At 53.7% G+C, this 22,031-nt stretch carries 18 protein-coding genes; 12 read left to right on the top strand and 6 right to left on the bottom strand.

All coding sequences use genetic code 11. The annotated features are described in order from the left end of the window. Positions 1 to 599 precede the first annotated feature (599 nt). The 8 genes from PGR09_RS12065 to PGR09_RS12030 all read left to right on the top strand — a co-directional run bounded on the left by PGR09_RS12065 (position 600) and on the right by PGR09_RS12030 (position 8,977). A complete protein-coding gene (locus PGR09_RS12065; protein ID WP_015369827.1) occupies positions 600 to 1,148 on the top strand; it encodes a fimbrial protein in 549 nt (182 codons plus the stop codon). Positions 1,149 to 1,217: 69 nt separating this feature from the next. Beyond that, the gene (locus PGR09_RS12060) at positions 1,218 to 1,766 is read left to right on the top strand and encodes a fimbrial protein (RefSeq protein ID WP_430916180.1); all 549 of its coding nucleotides are present in this window, start codon (positions 1,218 to 1,220) and stop codon (positions 1,764 to 1,766) included. 40 nt (positions 1,767 to 1,806) lie between these two features. Next, positions 1,807 to 4,278, top strand: coding sequence for a fimbria/pilus outer membrane usher protein (locus PGR09_RS12055; protein WP_049061316.1), 2,472 nt, complete (start codon positions 1,807 to 1,809; stop codon positions 4,276 to 4,278). A 26-nt stretch (positions 4,279 to 4,304) separates the two neighbouring features. Continuing rightward, positions 4,305 to 5,081, top strand: a complete 777-nt coding sequence (locus tag PGR09_RS12050) for a fimbrial biogenesis chaperone (RefSeq protein WP_430916179.1) — start codon at positions 4,305 to 4,307, stop codon at positions 5,079 to 5,081. 11 nt (positions 5,082 to 5,092) lie between these two features. Beyond that, positions 5,093 to 5,698, top strand: coding sequence for a fimbrial protein (locus PGR09_RS12045; RefSeq protein WP_045391958.1), 606 nt, complete (start codon positions 5,093 to 5,095; stop codon positions 5,696 to 5,698). Further along, complete coding sequence (locus tag PGR09_RS12040; RefSeq protein WP_045391956.1) at positions 5,695 to 6,759, top strand: fimbrial protein; 1,065 nt, start codon at positions 5,695 to 5,697, stop codon at positions 6,757 to 6,759. Before PGR09_RS12045 ends, PGR09_RS12040 begins: the two co-directional genes overlap by 4 nt. A 9-nt stretch (positions 6,760 to 6,768) precedes the next feature. Then, complete coding sequence (locus PGR09_RS12035; protein WP_049056550.1) at positions 6,769 to 7,308, top strand: fimbrial protein; 540 nt, start codon at positions 6,769 to 6,771, stop codon at positions 7,306 to 7,308. Position 7,309: 1 nt separating this feature from the next. Continuing rightward, on the top strand, positions 7,310 to 8,977 hold the full coding sequence (locus PGR09_RS12030) for an O-antigen ligase family protein (protein ID WP_430916178.1): 1,668 nt from the start codon (positions 7,310 to 7,312) through the stop codon (positions 8,975 to 8,977). 32 nt (positions 8,978 to 9,009) lie between these two features. Here the strand turns inward: PGR09_RS12030 and PGR09_RS12025 are convergent, their stop codons facing one another. The 6 genes from PGR09_RS12025 to PGR09_RS12000 all read right to left on the bottom strand — a co-directional run bounded on the left by PGR09_RS12025 (position 9,010) and on the right by PGR09_RS12000 (position 16,834). Then, a complete protein-coding gene (locus PGR09_RS12025) occupies positions 9,010 to 10,800 on the bottom strand; it encodes an ATP phosphoribosyltransferase regulatory subunit (RefSeq protein WP_227505041.1) in 1,791 nt (596 codons plus the stop codon). Between the two features lie 145 nt (positions 10,801 to 10,945). Beyond that, on the bottom strand, positions 10,946 to 12,214 hold the full coding sequence (gene hisS / locus PGR09_RS12020; RefSeq protein WP_045373961.1) for a histidine--tRNA ligase: 1,269 nt from the start codon (positions 12,212 to 12,214) through the stop codon (positions 10,946 to 10,948). A 116-nt stretch (positions 12,215 to 12,330) separates the two neighbouring features. Further along, positions 12,331 to 13,467 carry a histidine decarboxylase gene (locus PGR09_RS12015; RefSeq protein WP_015369839.1) on the bottom strand — a complete coding sequence of 379 codons (1,137 nt, stop codon included), beginning with the start codon at positions 13,465 to 13,467 and terminating at the stop codon, positions 12,331 to 12,333. A gap of 34 nt (positions 13,468 to 13,501) precedes the next feature. Next, the gene (gene hdcC / locus PGR09_RS12010; RefSeq protein WP_289575869.1) at positions 13,502 to 14,848 is read right to left on the bottom strand and encodes a histidine-histamine antiporter; all 1,347 of its coding nucleotides are present in this window, start codon (positions 14,846 to 14,848) and stop codon (positions 13,502 to 13,504) included. A 331-nt stretch (positions 14,849 to 15,179) separates the two neighbouring features. Beyond that, positions 15,180 to 15,764, bottom strand: a complete 585-nt coding sequence (locus PGR09_RS12005; RefSeq protein WP_045391946.1) for a cytochrome b — start codon at positions 15,762 to 15,764, stop codon at positions 15,180 to 15,182. Then, positions 15,761 to 16,834, bottom strand: a complete 1,074-nt coding sequence (locus PGR09_RS12000; RefSeq protein ID WP_320482724.1) for a catalase family peroxidase — start codon at positions 16,832 to 16,834, stop codon at positions 15,761 to 15,763. Before PGR09_RS12000 ends, PGR09_RS12005 begins: the two co-directional genes overlap by 4 nt. Before the next feature lie 503 nt (positions 16,835 to 17,337). On the opposite strand from PGR09_RS12000, the gene PGR09_RS11995 reads away from it, so the two are divergent. From PGR09_RS11995 to PGR09_RS11980, 4 genes are all read left to right on the top strand, one after another. Then, entirely contained in the window at positions 17,338 to 18,294 is a 957-nt protein-coding gene (locus PGR09_RS11995; RefSeq protein ID WP_161801926.1) for a LacI family DNA-binding transcriptional regulator, read from the top strand. A gap of 116 nt (positions 18,295 to 18,410) precedes the next feature. After that, positions 18,411 to 19,220, top strand: coding sequence for an inositol monophosphatase family protein (locus PGR09_RS11990; RefSeq protein WP_047043988.1), 810 nt, complete (start codon positions 18,411 to 18,413; stop codon positions 19,218 to 19,220). Positions 19,221 to 19,330: 110 nt separating this feature from the next. Then, positions 19,331 to 20,689: an MFS transporter gene (locus PGR09_RS11985; RefSeq protein ID WP_396279432.1), complete on the top strand. Its 1,359-nt coding sequence runs from the start codon at positions 19,331 to 19,333 to the stop codon at positions 20,687 to 20,689. Positions 20,690 to 20,714: 25 nt separating this feature from the next. Further along, positions 20,715 to 21,980, top strand: a complete 1,266-nt coding sequence (locus PGR09_RS11980; RefSeq protein ID WP_430916177.1) for a histidine phosphatase family protein — start codon at positions 20,715 to 20,717, stop codon at positions 21,978 to 21,980. The last annotated feature ends 51 nt before the right edge of the window (positions 21,981 to 22,031 follow it).

The raw sequence follows: 22,031 nt of genomic DNA, 5'->3' as shown, positions 1-22,031 counted from the left end.
GCAACAGCATAACATAATTCATTTATAAAAAGAGGTTGTGCCATAGATCGCTTTATTATCATTTACATAACAATATTTTAATATTCTTTATGTAATCATTCATTCTCCTTCCTTTCTTTCACTATCTTATTGTCAGCACTCACTTTTGGTATCCCTTTCAATTTTTAAAAATATTTTATAAATATATTTTGCCAGTTATCTGTTCTAAATTAAAAAATAGTTGATAGTTAAAAACTCTATAAAAACCATAAATAATAGATATTAAAACTGTTGGGTGCGTGTTTTTTGGCTGATTTTTAGGTAAAAGATCGATCTGCAGACGGGAAAGCAACACGATTTCCTGAGTTTGATTGATTCCGTATTTTGGCATTGTGTCAATTTTTCGTCGACTTAATATAAGCCCCGAAACAGCGTAAACGACTGTGGACGGTATTTCTGATGGAATACCAATGAACTTCAAAATACGGTGCGGTTTAAGATGGATTGTTTGCAAGGATATGCACTGCCGCTACCGCGAGATCGGGTTTTCCCGGGCAGGAATTGTCTGCGGAAATAGATCGTCGGAATAACCAAAAACAGATATAAGGTTAAGTAGTAATATGAAAATGAAAAACGTGGCTGTGGCCTGTGCGCTGATGGCGGGAATGACTTTTACTGCATCTTCTGCTTTCGCTGCAAAAAATGTTGAACCGACTAACGGTAAAATCCACTTCACCGGCTCTCTCGTTAATTCCGCATGTGGTCTGGCGCCAGAATCCAGCCCGGTGCAGGTGAATTTTGGCGAGATCCCAACTTCTCAGTTAAAAGACAACCAACGTGCTGGCGTTAAACATGCCAAAATTGTTCTGCAGGGTTGCGATACGACTGTCGCAAAAACCGCTACCGTGACTTATACCCCGGCAACGATTGATGCCGACAACAACGCGCTAGCCGCCTTCACCTCTGGTACCGCCAAGGGCGCAGGCATCGGTATGGTTGACAGCGGCAACCAGGATGTTGAGTGGGGTAAAGCTGCCTCTCAGGTCAACATTACCGATGGCGAAACCGACATTGATTTCGTCGCTTACCTGCAGGCAAACAACGCATCTGCAGCGGTAACTCCGGGTGATTTTGAATCTACCGTTAATTTCCAGATCGATTATCAGTAACGATCTGCAGCGGGCGCATTAACGCGCCTGCTTAACCCTTCCTGCGAATAACTGAAAGGAAATGCGGTTATGCCTGGATGGCGTATTTTACTGCTTTTTATCTTCATATCGCCTGCATGGGTTTTGGCTGACACCAACCGTCTTGTCAGTACGCCCGGAAAAATGCGTATGCGGGGAAATATTATTGAGGCTGCTTGTTATGTCGATCCGCGCGACCGGTCGCTACTGGTTGAATTTAATGACCTCTCAGCCAGAGATATTTCCGGAAAACCTGAAAAAGTATCTGCGCATGATTTCAGCATTCATTTGCTGGGATGCTCACTAGGGGATTCTCAACATCCCGGTAATGTGTTTCAACGCGCCAATATTACCTTTTCCGGCGCAGCCGATAGCGACAATCCAGATTATCTGAGCGTGCAATCGGAAACTGAAAATTTAGCGATAGAAATATACGACAGCAAAGGACAGCAAATTCACCTGGGCGAACCATCACCGGACTATGTACTTAACCCAGGAAAAAATACGCTCAAATTTACGGCTTATTTGATCTCCCGCGATGGAAGAATGACATCTGGCGAATTTACTGCGGTCACGCATTTTGTTGTGAATTATCTCTGAGCTGCACTGCAATTCGGGTATCTGAAGGTTGCGAACGAAAATGATCACGCTGAAAACAGATAAAAAACGTCTGGCGCTTTTTATTGCTCTGGTCTGCGCCGCTTCATGGGCTGAAGCGGATGAGGCCATTGAATTTAATACCGACGTACTGGATGCCAGCGACAGGCACAATGTCGATTTACAGCGTTTTTCCGAAGGCAACTTTGTGGCTCCCGGAGAATATCTGCTGGATGTTCGTATTAACAGCCAGGAGATTCCTCAACAGTCAATCCGTTATATCGCAGATCCGGCCAATTCACATAAATCTATGGCGTGTCTGACGCCGCAACAACTCGAATTACTGGCGCTCAAAGAAGAGGCGCTGACCCATATTCATCCGCTTAACGCAAACTGCTATGACATTTCCCGCCTGCCGGGTGTGGCGCTGAATAATAGCGCAGGCGTACTGGACATTACCGTGCCTCAGGCATGGATGAAATATACCGACCCAGACTGGACGCCGCCGGAGCGCTGGGATAACGGCGTCGCCGGGCTGATTTTTGACTACAGCATCTCGGGGCAGGCCACGCATTACGAACAGGGCGGCGATCATTATCGCTCGCTGTCCGGCTATGGGCAGACAGGTTTTAACCTCGGCGCATGGCGTTTTCGTGGCCAGTATCAGGCCAATTACGCTTCAGATGGTAATCATGGGCGTATCGACTGGGATCAGATCTATGCTTATCGCCCGTTACCGATGCAGGCTGCAAAACTGACGGTCGGCGAAATCTATCTGAATTCTCAGGTTTTTGATTCGGTGCGCTTCACCGGGGTCAACCTTGCCAGCGACGAGCGTATGCTGCCGCCAAATTTGCAGGGCTACGCGCCTGAAGTGCACGGCATCGCCCGTAGTAATGCGAAGGTTACCGTCAGTCAGCAGGGCCGTGTTATCTATCAAACCACCGTTCCTGCGGGGCCGTTTAATATTCAGGATCTGCACGGCTCGGTACGCGGTACGTTGGATGTGCGGGTCGAAGAGCAGGATGGCAGCGTACAAACTTTTCAGGTCAATACGGCTGATATTCCTTACCTGACGCGCCCGGGCTATGTTCGCTACAACGCCGCGGTCGGCAAGCCATCGCGTTATAACCACGACGTTCAGGGCCCTGCGTTTTATAGCGGCGATTTTTCCTGGGGGGTGAGCAATGCATGGTCACTGTACGGCGGCGCGTTGCTCACCGGCGAGCGCTACAACGCCTGGTCGATGGGGATTGGACGGGATTTAAGCTGGCTGGGAGCGCTGTCGGCCGATGCGACGCAATCCGTGAGTCGGGTGAAGCATCAGGCTGAACAAAAAGGCATGTCCTTTAAGCTCAGCTATGCCAAAACCTTTGATGAGTACAACAGCGCGATTACCTTTGCCGGGTACCGCTTTTCACAGCGTAACTTCCGCACCTTCTCGCAGTTTCTCGACGAGCAGTATGAAAGTAACAACAGCGCCGGCAACGAAAAAGAGATGTACACCGTTACCGGCAACAAAACCTTTTTTGCTGACGATCCGCATTTAGCGACCACGCTCTACCTCACCTATACCCACCAGAACTATTGGGATCGCGGTTCCCAGGATCGTTACGGGTTATCGATGGGACACAGTTTTTCCTTCGCGGGTATCCAGGGGATCAGCGCCAACCTTGCGGCTTATCGCTCTGAGTATCAGGGCAAACGCGACGACAGTCTCTCGCTTTCAATTTCAGTGCCATGGGGCGATGGCCGCTCTATGGATTATGAATTACAGAACAGCGGTAACCAGACCAGCCAAATGGTTTCGTATTCCGATAACCGCGATCGTAACAATCCGTGGCGCTTGCGCGCAGGGGTTTCCGGGGAAGGTCATACGGCATTTGATGGCTATTACCAGCACCGCAGCATGATGGCGGAACTGGAATCCAACGTCAGCTGGCAGCAATCACGCTATTTCTCCGTTGGCGGCACGGTACGCGGCGGCTTTACGGCGACGCGTCACGGCGCGGCGCTACATAACAGCCAGGCGTCAATGAATACCGCCAGAGTGATGGTTGATACCGATGGCGTTGCCAATGTGCCGCTTAACGGCGAACAGGCGCACTCAAATCGCTTCGGTATTGCCGTCGTACCGGATGTCGTCAGCTATCACAGCTTTGATACGCGTATCGATGTGGACGCCATGGACGAGGACATTTCCGCGACCAAAGCGATCGTGACTAACACCCTGACGGAAGGCGCCATTGGCTACCAGCGCTTTGCCGTCGCGCAAGGGCAAAAAATGATGGCGCTGCTGCGCCTGAAGGATGGCTCGATGCCGCCGTTTGGCGCCGAAGTGTTTAACGCCAACGGCGTCAGCGTCGCCATGGTGATGGAAAACGGCATGGCATGGATTGCTGGGGTGAATCCTTCCGAGCGTCTTTCCGTTGCCTGGGCTGGCCGCGCGCAGTGTCATCTGCAGGTGCCGCAACAAATCAACCCGGAAGGCAACGTACTGTTGCCTTGTGAATAATTTCAATAACCTGAATGAATTTTGTCATGAATAATCAAGCTCTTAATTTCGCCCAGCGTTGGCTTAAACCCGTGGCCTGTGGCCTGTTTTTTATTGCCCAGATCAATGCTTCATGGGCGGGTATTGCGCTCGACCGTACCCGCATGATCATCACCGGCGATGCGCGCTCGGTAAGTGCGAACTTAACCAACACCAGCCCGAGCATTCCCTTTCTGGCTCAGTCGTGGGTAGAAGATGCCCACGGCACAAAAATTACCTCGCCATTAATGGTCTTACCGCCGCTGCAACGGATTAACGGTGGGCAGAAGGGAATCGCCCGCGTGACGAAAACCAGCGGAATTAACTCGTTGCCGCAGGATCGCGAGAGTCTCTTCTATCTGAACGTGCGTGAAATTCCGCCAAAACCGGATAAGCCGAACGTGCTGCAGCTGGCGATGCAGTCGCGAATCAAATTGTTCTATCGGCCGACAGCTATCGTGCCGGAAACGCCGGGGGCCGTGTGGCAAAACCAACTGATCTTTCACAAGCAGGGTCAGCGCTGGACCGTGGATAACCCAACGCCATACTTCGTGACCTTAATCGGTTTAAGCCGCAAACCTGAAGCCCAGGGCGGCGGCAGACTGACTGATTTCCCGGGGATTATGATCTCGCCGAAATCCTCTCTCGATTTCAAGGTTTCGGACGCCAGCGTCAGCCAGTTCAGCATGATGTATGTGAACGATTTTGGCGGTCACCCTGAATTGAAATTCAGCTGCACAGGCAATGTGTGTAAAGCATTGCCGATGGAGCAACAGCCCCGGTAAAGGACTCGTAAATGAAAAAGATGCTTTGCGCTCTGCTGATGGCAGGCATGGCCTGCACGGTTCAGGCCACAAGCGGCCGCCATGATATGAGCAACGTTTCCGGCGAGTATGGCAACGTCCGCTTTCATGGCCGGGTTTTCGTTTCGCCGTGCGTGCTGGATATGGCTTCACGCGATCAGACCATCGATCTCGGCGATATTTCCGCCAGCCGCTTTCGCCAGAGCGGCGATCGCAGCGATCCGGTATTGGTGACGCTGCACCTGAATGGCTGCTTAAAAGGCTCCGGGCACACGTTAAAGGACTTCCCTGGGCAGACCAGCGAGCTCCCTGAGTTGTCACACAGTACGGTGGAGCGTGGCGTTTCAATGACGCTGATGGCCGAAGGCGCGCCGGAAAACAGCGATCTTGGGCGGATTCGCGGCGATGTGCGCGGCGCGGGCATTCGGCTACTGACCGAACGCAACCAGTTGATCCACCTGAATCAACCGCAACGCATGTGGATCCTCAAACCGGGCGATAACGCGATTCACTTTCTTGCCGCGCTGGAATCTTTTGGGCAGGAGGTGACCGCTGGCGAATTTAACGGTCTGGTCAGACTTAAGCTGGAGTATCTATGAGCGTATTGCACAAAGCACTGCTGTGGGTCGCCCTGGCGGGCTGTCCGCTGGCCGGGCAGGCATTTACCCTCGGTGAGGGAGAACCACAGGGCGGTTCGCCGCATCAGTACGATATTGAACTGAGCTCGCTGGATGTCAGCAAAAACCACGAGGGCGGCAGAACGGATCCGTTCACCTGGAATTTGGGCAGTTGGTATGTCGTGGATTTTCATTGTGAGCAGGCCGACATCTCGCGACAGCCGATTTACTACACCACCACGACCACCATGCCGCCTTCTAATCAGGGAGCGAACCGTTTTCGTCTGAATGAGTACCTGGATGTGGAAGTCCAGGTATGGGTCGCCGGGCGGTATAACAACTATGTTCAGGCGCCGTTCACCAACTTTTCGAATCGCTACAACGACCACAGCTGCAAAAAGCGCAAGGGCTACGAGCGAGCCACTAACATTGAAAGTGGCTCTAAAGGAAAAGTGACGTTTATTGTCACTAAACCCATTATTAACGGCATCAATATCACCTCTCAGTCGCTGGTGGAGGTTGCTGGACGTCTGGGTAGCGCTGGCCCTACGCCGACAACGCCAATTTCCCGTGTGGTCATTAAATCCGGGCTCATTACCGTGCCGGATAAATGCACCTTCAATCGCGGGGACAAAATCAGCATTGAATTTGGCGATTTGCCAGGCTCCGCCGCCCGGCTCAACGGCACCAACTACAGCAAGTCGATCCCCATTCATGTGGTCTGCGAGGGGGGAAGCTTCGATCAGGGCGCGTTGAACATTAATCTTGGCGTACAAACTACCACGGCGTCAGGCACGGCGGGGTTTAACGATCATCTCCTCGGCACGCTGAGCGGCGGCCAAAAGCGCGACGACCTTGGCATCGTGATTAAAGACGCGAGCGGCGGCACCGTCGTGCCCAATCAATTCTACAACGTGAAGGGGTTTTACCAGAACCAGGGCGACTGGAATCTTACCGCCGCGCCGGTGGCAAAACCGGGTGTGGGCAGCGTGAAAGAAGGTGAGTTTGAAGCCTCTGCCACCGTTGTCGCGCAGTTTCAGTAGGGGGATGCCATGAGATTTACGGCGTTAATCGCGACAAGCGCGCTACTGCTTGGCGGCATGGCGCAGGCCGATACTAAGCTGGTCGGCGGCGATATGTACTTTCACGGCACCATTCGAGCGCTGGCCTGCAGTCTTGCGCCAGGAGGCGATAAAATCGAGGTCGATTTCGGGCAAATCGCGACGCAGGATCTCTATCTCTCGGGGCGCAGTAAGCCTAAAAAATTCAGCATTGAGTTACGCGACTGCAACCCGGAGGTTTTTCGCGGGATCTCGGTCACTTTCAGCGGCAGTGAAGATGCGGAGCTGGCGGATCATCTGGCGCTGGATAGCAGTGAACAAGGCGCCTCCGGAATCGGCATTGGAATGAGCGAAGAGGATGGTACGGCAATCCGCCTTGATGAAAGCACGTCAGTCAAAGAGATTACTGAAGGCTCGATGACGCTGAACTTTTTGGCATGGGTCGCGGCGGAACCGTCGGCGATAAAAAATCAGACTCTCGAATACGGCCCCTTCAGCGCCAGCGGGACCTGGACGCTGAACTACCAGTAGCATGATGAACGTATTGCATCGTATTGCGCCGCTGCCGGCGCAGAGAGTATTGCTCGTTGTCAGTCTGCTGTTCTGGGGCGGGGCAATGCATCTCTACTGGCCGAATAACGGCGGCAGCGGTTTGTCGTTGCCGCTAAATATTACGGCCTGGATTTATGCCGTTGTGCTGGCAGCTAGCGCATCAATGCTGGTACCCCGTCAACGCTGGCGGATAACTATACCCGCCGCGGGGTTTACGATGGGCGCGCTCATTCTGACGCTGCTTTGTCTATTGACGCCTGAGATTTGGCGGTCCGAGGCGCTGCTGGTGGCGGGGGCGTTGTCAGGAGGCGTGCTCGTCTATTTGGCGACGTTGCAAATTCCGCTTACGACAAACACGCTGACACTACTGTTGGCTCTGCTCTGGGGCGCGTGCGTCCTCGAATGTCTGGCGTTTACCTATCAATACTGGCATTGGCCGGGAGTGAATTACTGGGAGTTTGCCTGGCGGCGCGGTACGCGCCCCTACGGTATTTTTCAGCAGGTTAATCTGATGGCCAGCTTCACGGCGTGTGGCGTGCTGCTGTCAGCATTGCTCTATTTACGGCTACGTGGCGGATATCGAATTATCATCGCGATTGCTCTGGTGATAATGGGATTTGTTCTGCATGAGTCTCAGTCGCAAACCGGTTACCTGTCTGTGGCGGTAGGCGAGGCCTTGCTGCTGGCTGTTTTTCCTGCGCAGCGCCGTACGCTGCTGTTACTCCTGCTGCCGCTGGCGATAGGCATGATTGCGGGCGCGCTTGCCCGCCATTTCTTGTCGGTGGTGACGGTTAATCACCTGACGACCTCTCAGGTGCGCTGGACGGTGTTGAAAGCATCGCTGGCATTATTTGCCGAACGTCCGTGGACAGGATGGGGCGTGGGCAGTTTCGCCGCCGTGTTTCTTGAACGCGCGGGGCCGTTGGGGCTGAGCAGCATCTCGCATCCGCATAACGAACTGGCGCTGTGGCTGGTGGAGGGAGGGCTGGTTGGGCTGGTAGGAGCGCTTTGTTTTATGGCAAGTGGTTTATGGCTCTGGCTATACGGCAATCGCTGGCATCGCGCCTGCCTGGTGGCGGCGCTACCCGTGGTTATCCATATGTTGACGGAATACCCCGTCAGGCAGTCAACGCCACACTGGTTACTGCTGATTTTGTTGCTTCGTTGCGCAGACTGCCGGCGAAAAGGGGCCCGGCTGCCGTTCACCCTGGCGTCGCAGTTGCGTGCCGTGGCATCGATCGCGGTTGCTGTCATCACTCCATTGTTGTTTCTCACGCTGCAGACACAACAGCAACTGACGCTGGCGGAGCGACAATCGACGCAGTGGCGTCTGGCCGAATCTCTCCCTGTGGGAGGCTGGCTGCTTGCCACTCGCTACCGGTTTGATGTCCAGATGGGGTATCTACAACGATATCAACATACCCGTGATGAGCGTTGGCTGGCAGCCGTTCGCCGCTGGGCGCCTGACTATGTGCGTGTTCAACCGGACCCGAATGTCTCCTTCACGCAGATCTTGCTGGCGTTGCAGCAGAGGGACCTGGCCGAGGCGCATCGTCTGGCGACGCGCTTTTGTCTGTTATACCCGAACGATAGGCGTATTCCATGGCTGCAGGATGCACGACGTCCTTTTAATCAAATAATGGAGTGAGATAAGCAAATCCTCTTATCGACCAGCGCCCATCACTGAGACAGAACGACCTGCGCGAGCCGATCGGTGATGTTATCAAGCGTGCAAATCTTAAAACGATGGTCCCGTGAATCAGAGAGGATGATCGTTTCTCCGTCGCCTTCGATTTCAAGGATAAATCTTGCCCCCAGACGTCTGGAATTTTTATAGCGAGTGCTGATTCGTTGGGGGGAGCAGTCGTTGATGATGCTTAAATAGGGAAATTGCTGACGCAGGCTACGTCCGAGCAGCATTGCCTTAGCAGCCACACGGGGCTGGCCTGCAATAATCACAATGTCGGTCGGCGGATGTGCTCTGGCGGGTTGGGGACGATAACCGAGCAGAGTGACAATCGGCTCCATCATGAATGCAAAACCGCAGGCGGAAACCGGTTTTTCAGCAATACGGCTGGCGCAGGCGTCGTATCGGCCGCCGCGGCTGATGATTAACTCGCGCTCCATGGCGATGCTGCGCCATTCAAAGACCAGCTGACAATAGTCATTGGCGGGAAACAGCGCAGGATCGTACTGCCAGGCAATACCGGCTTGGGTCAGGGCATGCTGAAGGCGCTGGAACCGATGACGGGAGTCGACGGTAATAAAATCCGCCAGACAGGGCGCCGCAGGAGCAAGACGCTGAAGAAGGATATCCTCATGATGGATCAACCACTCCGGATGTTTCTCCAGCCACTGCTGCTGCTCCGGGTTCAGCAAACGCGCGATGGGCTGATAGTAATCGCGCAATGCCCGGCGGAAAGCCGCCAGCGAGGCCTCGTCACCCAGCATATTAATATGCAGTTCCGCCATTTCACCGAGGCCAATACGCCTGAAGAAAACCGCCTGCATGACCAGATGCTCAAGTTCGATATCAACGCCGGGCATGCCGAATGCTTCGACGCCAATTTGATGATTTTGCCGGATATCTCCATCCAGGGAGCGTTGACGGAACATGGCGCCTGAATACCAAATCCGGCTCATTACCGTGGTATGAGGATTGTCTGCCATCAGGCGTAGACATCCGGTTGTCCCATCGCCACGTAATTTTCCCTTGTCGGCCATCACCGGGCCGCCTGGCGCAAATAGCGATGTATGTTCAAGTAAGGGTAACCTGATTTGTTGATAGCCATGCTGGCGCAGAAACTGTTCAGCCTGAAGCTCCAGCCAGGTCCACTGTTCTGACGGGGAGGATTCATATTTGCGCGGACGGCCGCAATGTCGTGCCCGTAGCGGCCTTTCCATCTGGGCTTCAAGTTGCTGGCTCAACGCTTGCGAGGCGAGCAGGCAATTTTGCGTCAGTGCATGGCGGATCCTGGTCACCAGCGCCCGATTTACCGGTTGCCGGCAGAACTCCTGGAAGTGGGCCTGTCGCTGTGGCTCATTCTCACCGAGCTTGAGCCAGGCAGGATGGGGGACTATCAAACCTGAAGGCAGATTACCGTGACTATGGCATCCCGGGCTCCCGTCCTCGTCACATTCAATAAAGCGTTTCACGGCCAGGAAATAGGTTTCTGGTTCCAGGGGGCTGCATAAGTAGCGGCTGTCCCACAATGCGCCATGCCGCTGGTAACGACGATTGTAATAAGGCACATAGCTGCGTCCGATATGCTGAATAAAACGGCTTAGCGCCTGTTTATCCGGAGCGCTGACCAGCAGCAGGATACGTGGGACGGCAAGTGACCAACTATGAATAGACACGGCGTAACGTTGCGCCGCGTCTTGCATACACCGTTCGAAGGCAGAGTAATCCTCCTTGTGGCGGAATAACGCTTCGCCATTATGCCCGCGAAGCTGCGCCAGATGCGGCATCCCCGGAATAAATAATCTGTTTTTTCTCGGCATGTCCACGATTCTCTGGTTAAGGCTCTATTTGTTTGTCAGGGTGAAATGCTGAAGGCGGGATAAGCGCCGCGACGAGTACCGTCCTGCCGCACGGTACCCAATCTGGACGTGTTTACTGGCAGTGCTGTTGCAGCCAGTCAATGAGCGCTTTCTCTTCGAGCGACATTTGACGGGAGCTGGCGAGGTCCCACAGCCGTATCTCATTGTCGGTATTCAGCGTGATAATCGCGCGACACTGACTTTGCAGGGCGGTCTGATGCTGGCGTTTAAGTTTGTTGCCGCTGCAATCCACCATCACGCTTAACTTTTCAATACGCTGGCGCAGAAGCTCCGCCAGCATCTGGGCCCGCAGGCCATCATCCTGACATTCACTGGTAATGACCACGTCAGGGTGAAAATGCCACAACGGATTATCTTTCTGGCTGACGGTCTGAATCAGTAACAGCAGGCGTTCGATACCGATGGCAAAACCGCAGGCTGGCAACGCCTTCGGATTAAATAACTCCGCCAGGCCGTCGTAGCGGCCGCCGCCGCAGACGGTGCCCTGCGAGCCCAGTTCATCAGTCACCCACTCAAACACGGTGCGGGTGTAGTAATCCAGCCCACGCACCAGACGCGGATTGATGGTATAGGGGATGTCGGCCTTATCGAGCAGTTCGCAGAGCAGCGAAAAATGGTGACGGGAGTCTTCGAACAGGTAATCCAGCAATCGCGGCGCCTGTTCCAGCATGGGCTGCATGGTCGGGTTTTTGCTGTCGAGAATACGTAATGGATTGGTTTCCAGCCGTTTCAGGCTATCTTCATCCAGTTGCTCACGATGAGCATTAAACCAGTCAACAAGGGCGGCCTTATGGGCCCGCCGCTCATCCGGCGTGCCCAGGGAGTTAATTTCCAGCCTGACATGCGGGGTCAGGCCCAGCTCCTGGAACAAATCCCGGACCATAAAAATCATTTCAGCATCGACGTCCGGCCCGGCCATGCCGAAGGCTTCAGCACCAAACTGCGTGAACTGACGCAGTCGTCCCTTCTGCGGGCGTTCATAGCGAAACATCGGGCCCTGATACCACAGGCGCTGGGTTTTGTTGTAACACAGATTATTTTCCAGCACCGCACGCATACAGCCGCTGGTCCCCTCGGGACGCAGCGTAATCTGTTCACCGCTTTTATCCGTAAAGTTGTACATTTCTTTGGCAACGATATCTGTGGCTTCGCCAACAGCACGTTCGAATAAGGCGACCGGTTCCAGCAGGGGTAAGCGGATCTCCTGGTAGCCATAACGGTAGGTCAGACGGCGGAATTTATTTTCAAGCCATTGCCAGATTGGCGTTTCGGCGGGCAGTACGTCGCGCATACCACGTATGGCTTTTAACTTTGCACTCATCGTTTATGACTCCTGATGCGAAATTCCCATATACTGTGCAGGTCTGGCGGGTTCCGGTTGGCGCTGCAACCCACCAGATTGTCCAGCGGGCAGCGGCAGTTTGCCGCTGCTCACTCTTATGCCGCCCGTTGCGCCAGGTCGGCGATTACGTCATCGATCAGCGCATCAATCCGGGAACTGTCCAGGTGGTGAGCGGTGGTGATCAGATGGGCCACGTTGCCGGACGTTGCCAGGCAGTGTTTCTTCCATACCCATTCAGAAGGCTTCGGAAAGACCACCGTGATGGAATTTTTGTGGCACAGCGCGTCAATACCTGCTGCTTTAAAGCGATCCACGGCATATTTCGCCATGTTGAGGCTGTGACCAATGCGGCGATGCCATTCGGCATCGGTATGGCTGCGAACGGCGGCCCACATCATCAAAGGGGTATGACCGTTGCGTGACCCTGAAATCGTTTTATCGTGGGCGGAGATGTAGTCGATCTCTACGCTGATACGGTCGACGTTGGCTTTCTTGGCTACCACAATGCCGCATGGAATCGGGGAGCCGATCATTTTGTGTCCGGAAACGCCAATCGAATCGATACCATCGGCGAAGGTAAACGGCTGTGGGTCCTCCACGAAGGGCAAGATCATGCCGCTTAGCGCGGCATCCGCGTGCAGATAATAATCTTCACGTGGGATCCCCAGCGCAGCGATACGCTTCTGTATCTCAGCGATATTATCAACAGCCCCGCGTACCGTTGTGCCAATATTGGCGAAAATGATAGGATGGCGTTCGCCTGAGGTCCTGATTTTATTGATTAAATCGTCATAATCCATTTCTCCGTCTGGTTGAGATTCCACCAGTTGCGATTTGATACGCAGCAGTTTGACGATTTTGGCCACGGAATAGTGAGTATCTTTTGAATAGTAGAGCGTGCCTTCCGGGAACAGCTCTCTTCCCAGATAGCAACCAAACATATTACTTTCTGTGCCGCCGTTGGTGACATAACCCCAGCTTTCCGCAAAGGGAATTTTGAATATGCCGGAGAAATACTCCATGACTTCTTTTTCAAAGTCGAAAGAGTTGAGTAAATAGTTACAGTACTCCCCCCAGTCACCACAGTTATTAATTGAGAAACGCAGAAAACGCTCCAGCATGGTGTAATCAAAATCAGCAGATTCAGGGTAGCCAATATTAAAGTAGCGATTTTTTACACAGTATGACCAAAATGCATCAAGTTTATTTTGATCGGCAATAGATAAAGACATATGAATCTCCATATTTATGTTGGTGAATAAAATATTATTTTTGAAGGTAAAGGATATCCTGGCCTTTTTTATTACGTCCGGCCGCGACAAACGAAAATAGAGGAATGGTTACCATCATCATAATTGTGCCCCAGAAAATGGAATCAGTACCCGAACCGAGTAGGGCAAATATACTGTAAATCATACCGATGACAGTCAGGACGCAATAAAACATAAAGCCACGTCCACGGTTGAGCTTTTTAGAAACCATGATGATAGGTAGCGCGATAATGGCATACATATAAGGCAGCAGGGAGGCAAATACCGACATCAGAATCACCACCTGGAACTGTTTGGCGAGATCGGGGGAAGCCGTCAGTAACAGCACCAGACTCATCAGCACGCCAGAAATAATCAGACCTTTCATCGGGACATCATTTTTATTGGTCTCGGCGAAAATCTGCGGAAATAACCCCTGTTTCGCCCCTGCGCGCGGGCCTTCTGACTGCAGGATCAACCAGCCGGAAATGGAGCCAAAACAGGCGATAATACTTAGCGCGGAGGCGATGTTGCCGGCCATATCGCCAAACATATAGCGTGCCGCATCGGCGAATGGGGCGGCAGATTTGACCAGTTCAGCGTGGGGAACCAGGCCCATGATAACGGTACAGCTACCGACGTAACATACGGAGGCAATCAGCAGACCATATACGGTCGCGCGAGGCACCGTGCGTTCAGGGTTTTCCACCTGTCCGCTGGAGACCACGGCGGATTCCACCCCTAAGAAACCCCACAGCGCAATGGAGGCCGCGGAGACGATGGCTGAGCTGTCGCTGTTGCCCGTCCCGTTGTAGACTTCAGAGAACATTTTCGGGTCAAACCAGAACCAGCCGACAATGCCCACACCCAGCACGACGACCAGCATGCAGCTGGCGGTGAAGGACTGCGCGCGCCCAGCCGTTTTAGCCCCCAGGCTGCCTAAGGCAATAAATGCCCACAGAATAGCGATAGCGGTGATACAACCGTAAACCGGATTATGCAGCGCCGGGAAGAAGTAACTCAGATAGCCGACCCCGGCGACGAGGAGCGCGACGTTGCCAATCCAGGCGCTGATCCAGTAGCAAACCGTCGTCTGAAAACCGATGAAAGGGCCAAACGCATCGCTGGCATAGGCCACGATCCCTCCCGCGCGAGGGGTAATAAGACTGGTTTTAGCGAAAACCAACGCCAGCGCAATTACGCCAATAATAGTAAACAACCATCCCCATAGTGAAATATATCCCACTCCGGCGAGATTGGTCGGCAACATAAAAACACCGGAACCCATCATATTTGATGCTGTCACAAGGGTTAGTGCCGTTAACCCCATTTTATGCGCAGTACCCGCGCTGACGCTTCCCATATATATCCCCTCTGTATTAAGTAAATGCTTACTTGGTTATTAAGCGCATTTTTTCACAGGGCAGGTGCGGGAATATGATCTACATCATTTTTTGAAAATGATATGCGCGAATATATATTAATTTCTGTATGTTTTTTAAACAGTGATTGGGTAATTCACTCCGTCCCCTTTTTTATTTAATCATCAACGCTATTGGTGATTGCGCAATAAATAACGGACGGGCTAATTTTTATAGGTGAGCGCTATAGTGAGTGGCTGCAGAGTTTTCGAATGCAAAAAATAAGGGGCCGAAGCCCCTTATTTTTACTTCAACGAACCTTGTTATTAAATTTCACCGCTTTACAGGTGGTTCACTGGACCGGCTAGCGCTTTTTGCCATGCTGGCAAACACGCCGTCGCGGAATATCCATGCGTGCACTAATGCCGCCGAGAGATGTAGCAACACCACCGCAAAGAGCAGTTTAGCTAACAGGCGATGGGCGTCGTGAAACCAGGCAAAAAGCGCCGGGCTGGTCGGGGTAATGGCCGGAAGGTTAAGTCCTTCAAACATAACAATCGGAACGCCCGCAGCCGACAGTTGCGCCCAGCCAAGTAAAGGCATTGCCAGCATCAGCGCGTACAGCGCCCAGTGTGACGCTTTTGCCGCCAGTACCTGCCAGCGTGAGAGCTCCGCAGGAAGAGGTGGCTGCCGGCTATAAAACCGGTTGGCCAGGCGGATGAGCGCCAGCAGCAAAATAGCGATCCCCAATGGCCGATGTACATCCACCAACCAAATGCGGTGGTGTAATGAAGTCATCATGGCGGCGCCGATGAACAGCATGGCCAGGATCATGATTGCCATCAGCCAATGTAGATATCTCGCCAGAGGGTTGAAATGCTGCGGCGCGCGCTCTTGGTCAGGTTTATTCGAAATCATTTAACCTCCTGTTTTTGCACGGCTTCGGTTGCTTTGCCGTAGCCAATTTCCCGTTCGCGACGGCTCCAGGAATGCGAATAGGCGCCAGAGCGCGCATTTAAGACGGGGTCGTTAGAGACCTCTACTCCAGCAGGCACGATGGAGGGATCAAAGTTAACGTCACGGCAGGCCCCTTCGGCTTGGGCGACGAGTTGGGTGACTTTGAGCGTACCGGCGACGACCTGCTGACGATCGTTTGACCATGGCTGAGAAGGGTCATCCACCGCGTCGCCAGGTTGGGCGAGTTGCAATACCAAATCCCAGTAAATGGGATGCTGAGAAAGCCGCTGCTGTAATTGTTCGAACAGGAAGTTATGGTCGGCTCTCTGTCGTTGTTCATCAGGGATAGAGACAAATGGATCGTGCGGCCGCATCATCCAGCGTACGGGCTGGCGCTGACGGTCGGCGTTCACGAGATAGAAAGCGTTAATACTATAAAATGTCGCCCCGGCAAAGCCGCCTGGCGCTGGCTTTTGCGCCGCCCACTGCAAATATTTACCGGCTTCCGGGTAGTCCTGTAAAAATGCGGCGAGGCGCTGCGGATCGGGCTTACCGGTGGTCGGGTCGACGGCGGTGGCCTTTTTCATGGCAAGAAAGCCCTCCGGGTTTCGCGTGGCGAAGTAGGGCTCGTTGTTCATTGCCATACGCCATTGCTGTTGATCGTCCGTTTTCAGTAGCAGCGCCATGCTCAGGGTTTTCGTTGAATTATCAGCCGCGTGCGGATTACCTGCGCCAATGGAGAATCGCCCGACAACGGGGGTCTCCGACTGTGAAAAGAGCCGCGTGGTGGAATAAGCAACGGCTGGACCGGCTGGCTCGAACGTCCCGGTAAAACAGATCCCTTTACCGTGCGCCCGGCGGAACCCGGCAGGAAACGGCTTGTCTGGATCGGGGACTAATGACTGGCTGGTGGTTCGCGAGCCCAGCCAGCCTGAGGTCCAGGCGAATGCCGCCGCCGTTGCCCCGACGATGACCGCGATGGACGCCAGCGCGCGCCAGGTATTTTTGGATCGGAAATCCAGTTTTGACATAGACGTTTCCATCGTTAAGTTTTATTTCACGTCACGCGCAAGATATCGCGCGGAACACGTTTAATATCGTGAAGATATAGGGTTGTTATTAATATCTAACCGTTAACGTTATTATATTTAAGTTCTTATAACATAATGTTTATGAAATAAATTTCATAATAAAATTATTATAATTTAGTTGGTTACGTTTTTTCTTTAACCGCGCTTTTATTTCTTTATGAAGAATCATGATAATTATTATAATTGGTGCGCGAACGAAAGAAACAATATCACGAAAAGTTTATACTTCTGTTCAGTTAACGTGATAATAAAAAATGTCATTATCTGCGCCGGTTGACCGGCATCACCGACCCGATTCAGGGTATAGTGAAAGCCAAAGTGTTCTCGGGACACATAGCCTTCAGCGTGACGAGGGTAATGTGTTGAGCGATACATCTATGCCTGATGGATTTCACTGAAAAATCAAAGTGATGAACGATAAAAAATGGATTAAAGCAGAAGACGTGGCGAAGCTTGCCGGCGTTTCCCGTTCAGCCGTCTCCCGCGCTTTCACGCCCGGGGCCTCGGTGTCGCCGAAAACCCGCGCCAAAGTGCAGGCCGCCGCGGAAGCTCTGGGCTACCAGGTCAATATCATCGCCCGTACGATGAACACCGGCAGCAGCAACTTTATCGGCATCATCACTTCAGGGTTCGATAACCCTTTTCGCAGTAAGCTGCTGGCGCCGCTGATCCACCAGCTGGCGCTGCATGGATTTATGCCATTGTTGATGAACGCCGATGATCCGCAGCAGTTAGCTCCTTCGCTAAAACATCTTCTCAGCTATCACGTCGCTGGCGTCATTATCACCTCCGGCGCGCCGCCGCTGGAGCTGGCTGAGGAGTATCTTGCGCGAAAAATCCCCGTTACGCTTATCAACCGTCACGCTGAACTTCCCGGCTGCGACCGCGTCAGCAGCGATAACGCGCTCGGCGGGAAACTGGCCGCTGAGCTGTTGCACGCAGGCCAGTGCCGGGACGTCGGTTTTATTGGCGAAAATCGCGACAATTTCAGCACCCGGCAGCGCTACGAGGGATTTATCCGCCATGCCAGCGGGCTGGCTGTTACGCCGCATTTCTGCGAAACGGGCGGTTATCAGTCCGGTTTTGCGGCCGCTCGCCGGCTCGCCGCGGAAAGGCCAGGATTGCAGGCGCTGTTTTGCGCCACGGATATGCTGGCGATTGGGGCGATGGATGGGCTACGAGCGGATAATCCAGCAGCCGTCCTGCCGGCAATTATTGGCTTCGACGATATTCCCCAGGCGGAGTGGCAGCCTTATCAACTTACCACTATCCAGCAGGATACCACGCAGTTGGCTTATCACGCGGTGGAGATGCTGGTCAGCCGGATCGCCAAATTCAATCAACCTTCACGTCACCGTGAAGTTGCTGTGAAATTAATAATTCGTAATAGCGCTAAATGAAAAATTCATTTTATGATGAATCGATCACAGAATTATCGCTAAAATCCATCCACACTCACTGCGCTCTTCGGGGCTTTTTTAAATAAAATTGCACACGTGTGCAAAAGGAGTAAATGATGACATCACTGGATTCCTCTGCGCTACAGGCCCGCTATCGCCTGGCCTGTGAGCTGGCGAAAGCGGGTGCCGAGCTGGCTTTCGAATACTATCAGCAGCGCGAGGCGCTGACAGTAGAGCATAAGGGCAATGATCTACAGGACGTGGTGAGCGTGGCCGATAAACGCGTAGAAGCCTTTGTTAAACAGCGCATTACTGACGCGTTTGCGGAGGATGGTTTTCTCGGCGAAGAGAGCGGTACGCAGATGCCGGACGCCAGGGTGCTATGGGTGGTTGATCCCATTGATGGCACCAGCTGTTTTTTGAATGGGCTGCATACCTGGTGCTTGTCGCTGGCGATCGTCGTTGACGGCGAGCCGGTGGTTGGCGTCGTCTACGATCCCAACCATCGTGAACTGTTCCACGCGCTACGGGGCCATGGCGCCTGGCTCAATGAGACGCCAATCCGCCCACATCCCGCAGCAACGGTCAAAGAAGGGGTGATGGGCGTCGGAACGTCGCATCGGGTGACGCCGGCGGAATTCCTGCCTTTTCTTGACGCGCTGCTCAGCGATGGCGGCATGTTCATCCGCAATGGCTCCGGCGCGTTGATGAGCGCATGGGCGGCCGCCGGGCGACTGATTGGCTACTATGAACCGCACATGAATCCGTGGGATGCCTTACCCGGTCTGGTTTTGATGCGCGAAGCCGGAGGCGTTGCCAACGACTTTCTGGCGCAAGAGGGGATTCGTCACGGCAACCCTCTGCTGTTGGCCAGCCAAACGCTGTATCCCCAACTACAAAAGATGATCCTTCAACCATTACATTAACCCTTACAGGTTCGGGCTGTTTCTGATTATGTACCCTACACAGTAACGATAACGACCCTCACGGACGAAGCACATCAATCAGTCAAGCCTCCGACCGTCGGAGAAACTATATGTCTGGAATTATTCATTTTTTCCGGGCGTCGCCGCCGCAAGCGGGCGCCGCGTTTGATGAAAAACGTTTTCGCCGGGTACGTTGGCAAACGTTTATTGCCATGACCCTGGCCTACGTGACGTTCTACGTCTGCCGCTTATCGTTCACCGTGGCGAAAAGCGCGCTGGTGGAATTAGGCATTACCCCAACGGAGTTGGGGATGATTGGCTCGACGCTATTCTTTAGCTACGCCATCGGCAAACTGGTCAACGGTTTTATCGCCGATCATGCCAACGTGGTGCGCTACATGAGCCTTGGGCTATTGCTCAGCGCCGGGATGAACCTGCTGATGGGCATGACCACCAACGCCATGCTGCTGGCTATCTTTTGGGGGATCAACGGCTGGGCGCAGTCGATGGGCGTCGGCCCTTGTGCGGTTTCGCTGGCGCGCTGGTATGGCTTTAAAGAGCGGGGAACGTTTTACGCCATCTGGTCGACGGCGCATAATATCGGCGAGGCCATGACCTACATGGTGATCGCCGCGGTGATCGCGGGTTTTGGCTGGCAAATGGGCTACCTCTCCACGGCTGCGCTCGGCGCCGCTGGCGTGGTGCTGTTGCTACTGTTTATGCGCGATTCGCCACAGAGCTGCGGCTTTCCCTCCATTAACGTGATTCGTGATGAACCGCAGGAAGAGACTGAAGCGCGGGGATCGGTGTTCAAAAATCAACTGCTGGCGTTGCGTAACCCGGCGCTGTGGACGCTGGCGCTGGCATCGGCATTTATGTATATCGACCGTTATGCGGTGAACTCGTGGGGGATCTTCTTTCTGGAGCAGGATAAAGCCTATTCCACCCTTGAGGCCTCAGGCATCATCGGCGTTAACGCGATCGCCGGTATCGCCGGGACCATCATCGCCGGCATGCTCTCTGACCGCTTTTTCCCGCGCAATCGCAGCGTCATGGCCGGATTTATCAGCCTGCTCAACACCGCGGGTTTCGCCTTAATGCTCTGGTCGCCGCATAATTACTACACCGACATCCTGGCGATGATCGTCTTCGGCGCGACCATCGGCGCGTTAACCTGTTTCCTCGGAGGGTTGATCGCCGTCGATATCTCTTCACGCAAAGCGGCGGGGGCGGCGCTGGGAACCATTGGCATCGCCAGCTATGCCGGGGCGGGGTTGGGTGAATTTCTGACCGGGATGATTATCGATAAAACCGCGATCCTCGAAAACGGGAAAACGATTTATGATTTCAGCACGCTGGCGTTGTTCTGGATAGGCACCGGATTGGGTTCCGCGTTACTCTGTTTTACCACCGCCGCCATCGTCGCCCGACGCCATGCCGTCGAACGGCAGACTTCATTCTCCTCATAACCTATTAATCGATAAGGAAGATTTTATGATGCCTGCAAGACATCAGGGCTTTTTACGCCTGTTTATCGCCTGTGCGCTGCCGCTGTTGGCGATGCAATCCGCCGTCGCGGCGAACTGGCAACTGGAAAAAGTGGTGGAGTTAAGCCGCCACGGCATTCGTCCGCCAACGCCCGGCAATCGTGAAGCTATTGAAGCCGCGACCCAGCGTCCATGGACCGAATGGACCACCCACGATGGGGAACTGACCGGACATGGCTATGCGGCGGTCGCCAATAAAGGGCGCGCGGAAGGGCAGCATTATCGCCAGCTTGGCCTGCTGCAGGGGCAGTGTCCGAGCGCGGAGGATATTTATGTTCGCGCCAGCCCGCTACAGCGTACCCGGGCAACCGCACAGGCGCTGGTAGATGGGGCATTCCCCGGCTGCGGCGTGGCGATTCATTATGTCAGCGGTGATGCCGACCCACTGTTCCAGACCGATAAATTTACGGCTACGCAAACCGATCCCGCCCGCCAGCTGGCGGAAGTGAAGGCGAAAGCCGGCGATCTGGCGAAGCGTCGGCAGGCGCTGGCGCCGACGATCCAGTTATTAAAAGCCGCGGTTTGCCAACAGGATAAACCGTGCCCCATTTTTGATAAGCCCTGGCAGGTGGAGCAAAACCAAAGCGGTAAAACCACCATTAGCGGGCTGAGCGTGATGGCCAATATGGTTGAAACGCTGCGTCTGGGCTGGAGTGAAAACCTGCCCTTAAGCCAGTTGGCATGGGGGAAGATTACCCGCGCCAGCCAGATCACAGCCATTCTGCCGCTGTTAACGGAAAACTACGATCTCAGTAATGATGTGCTGTACACCGCGCAAAAGCGCGGCTCGGTGCTGCTCAACGCGATGCTGGACGGCATAAAAGCGGACGCCACGCCGAACGTACGCTGGCTGCTGCTGGTGGCTCATGACACCAATATCGCGATGGTGCGCACGCTGATGAATTTTAGCTGGCAGCTGCCCGGTTACAGCCGGGGCAATATTCCGCCGGGTAGCAGTCTGGTGATAGAGCGCTGGCGCAACAGCAAAAACGGCGAACGTTATCTGCGCGTCTATTTCCAGGCGCAAAGCCTGGACGACCTGCGACGCCTGCAGATGCCGGATCGTCAGCACCCGATGCTGCAACAGGAGTGGCGTCAGCCTGATTGCCAGCAAACCAGCGTGGGCACGTTATGCCCATATCAATCCGCGCTGGAGGCCTTAGGTAAACAGATCGATAAAAGCGCGGTACCGCCGGTGAATATGGTTCTTTAATCAGCGCAAACGCCATAATCCTTAGCGGAAATAGAAGGAGTATGGCGTATT

Origin of the sequence: Klebsiella sp. 141251, assembly GCF_050600725.1 — a bacterium.
Classification (GTDB): domain Bacteria; phylum Pseudomonadota; class Gammaproteobacteria; order Enterobacterales; family Enterobacteriaceae; genus Klebsiella; species Klebsiella aerogenes.
This window is presented reverse-complemented; position numbering and strand designations above follow the sequence as displayed.

Coding starts and splice junctions, on each gene's coding strand:
- PGR09_RS12065 (WP_015369827.1), top strand. CDS start 600: ATGAAAATGAAAAACGTGGCTGTGGCCTGTGCGCTGATGGCGGGAATG.
- PGR09_RS12060 (WP_430916180.1), top strand. CDS start 1,218: ATGCCTGGATGGCGTATTTTACTGCTTTTTATCTTCATATCGCCTGCA.
- PGR09_RS12055 (WP_049061316.1), top strand. CDS start 1,807: ATGATCACGCTGAAAACAGATAAAAAACGTCTGGCGCTTTTTATTGCT.
- PGR09_RS12050 (WP_430916179.1), top strand. CDS start 4,305: ATGAATAATCAAGCTCTTAATTTCGCCCAGCGTTGGCTTAAACCCGTG.
- PGR09_RS12045 (WP_045391958.1), top strand. CDS start 5,093: ATGAAAAAGATGCTTTGCGCTCTGCTGATGGCAGGCATGGCCTGCACG.
- PGR09_RS12040 (WP_045391956.1), top strand. CDS start 5,695: ATGAGCGTATTGCACAAAGCACTGCTGTGGGTCGCCCTGGCGGGCTGT.
- PGR09_RS12035 (WP_049056550.1), top strand. CDS start 6,769: ATGAGATTTACGGCGTTAATCGCGACAAGCGCGCTACTGCTTGGCGGC.
- PGR09_RS12030 (WP_430916178.1), top strand. CDS start 7,310: ATGATGAACGTATTGCATCGTATTGCGCCGCTGCCGGCGCAGAGAGTA.
- PGR09_RS12025 (WP_227505041.1), bottom strand. CDS start 10,800: ATGCCGCATCTGGCGCAGCTTCGCGGGCATAATGGCGAAGCGTTATTC.
- hisS (WP_045373961.1), bottom strand. CDS start 12,214: ATGAGTGCAAAGTTAAAAGCCATACGTGGTATGCGCGACGTACTGCCC.
- PGR09_RS12015 (WP_015369839.1), bottom strand. CDS start 13,467: ATGTCTTTATCTATTGCCGATCAAAATAAACTTGATGCATTTTGGTCA.
- hdcC (WP_289575869.1), bottom strand. CDS start 14,848: ATGGGAAGCGTCAGCGCGGGTACTGCGCATAAAATGGGGTTAACGGCA.
- PGR09_RS12005 (WP_045391946.1), bottom strand. CDS start 15,764: ATGATTTCGAATAAACCTGACCAAGAGCGCGCGCCGCAGCATTTCAAC.
- PGR09_RS12000 (WP_320482724.1), bottom strand. CDS start 16,834: ATGTCAAAACTGGATTTCCGATCCAAAAATACCTGGCGCGCGCTGGCG.
- PGR09_RS11990 (WP_047043988.1), top strand. CDS start 18,411: ATGACATCACTGGATTCCTCTGCGCTACAGGCCCGCTATCGCCTGGCC.
- PGR09_RS11985 (WP_396279432.1), top strand. CDS start 19,331: ATGTCTGGAATTATTCATTTTTTCCGGGCGTCGCCGCCGCAAGCGGGC.
- PGR09_RS11980 (WP_430916177.1), top strand. CDS start 20,715: ATGATGCCTGCAAGACATCAGGGCTTTTTACGCCTGTTTATCGCCTGT.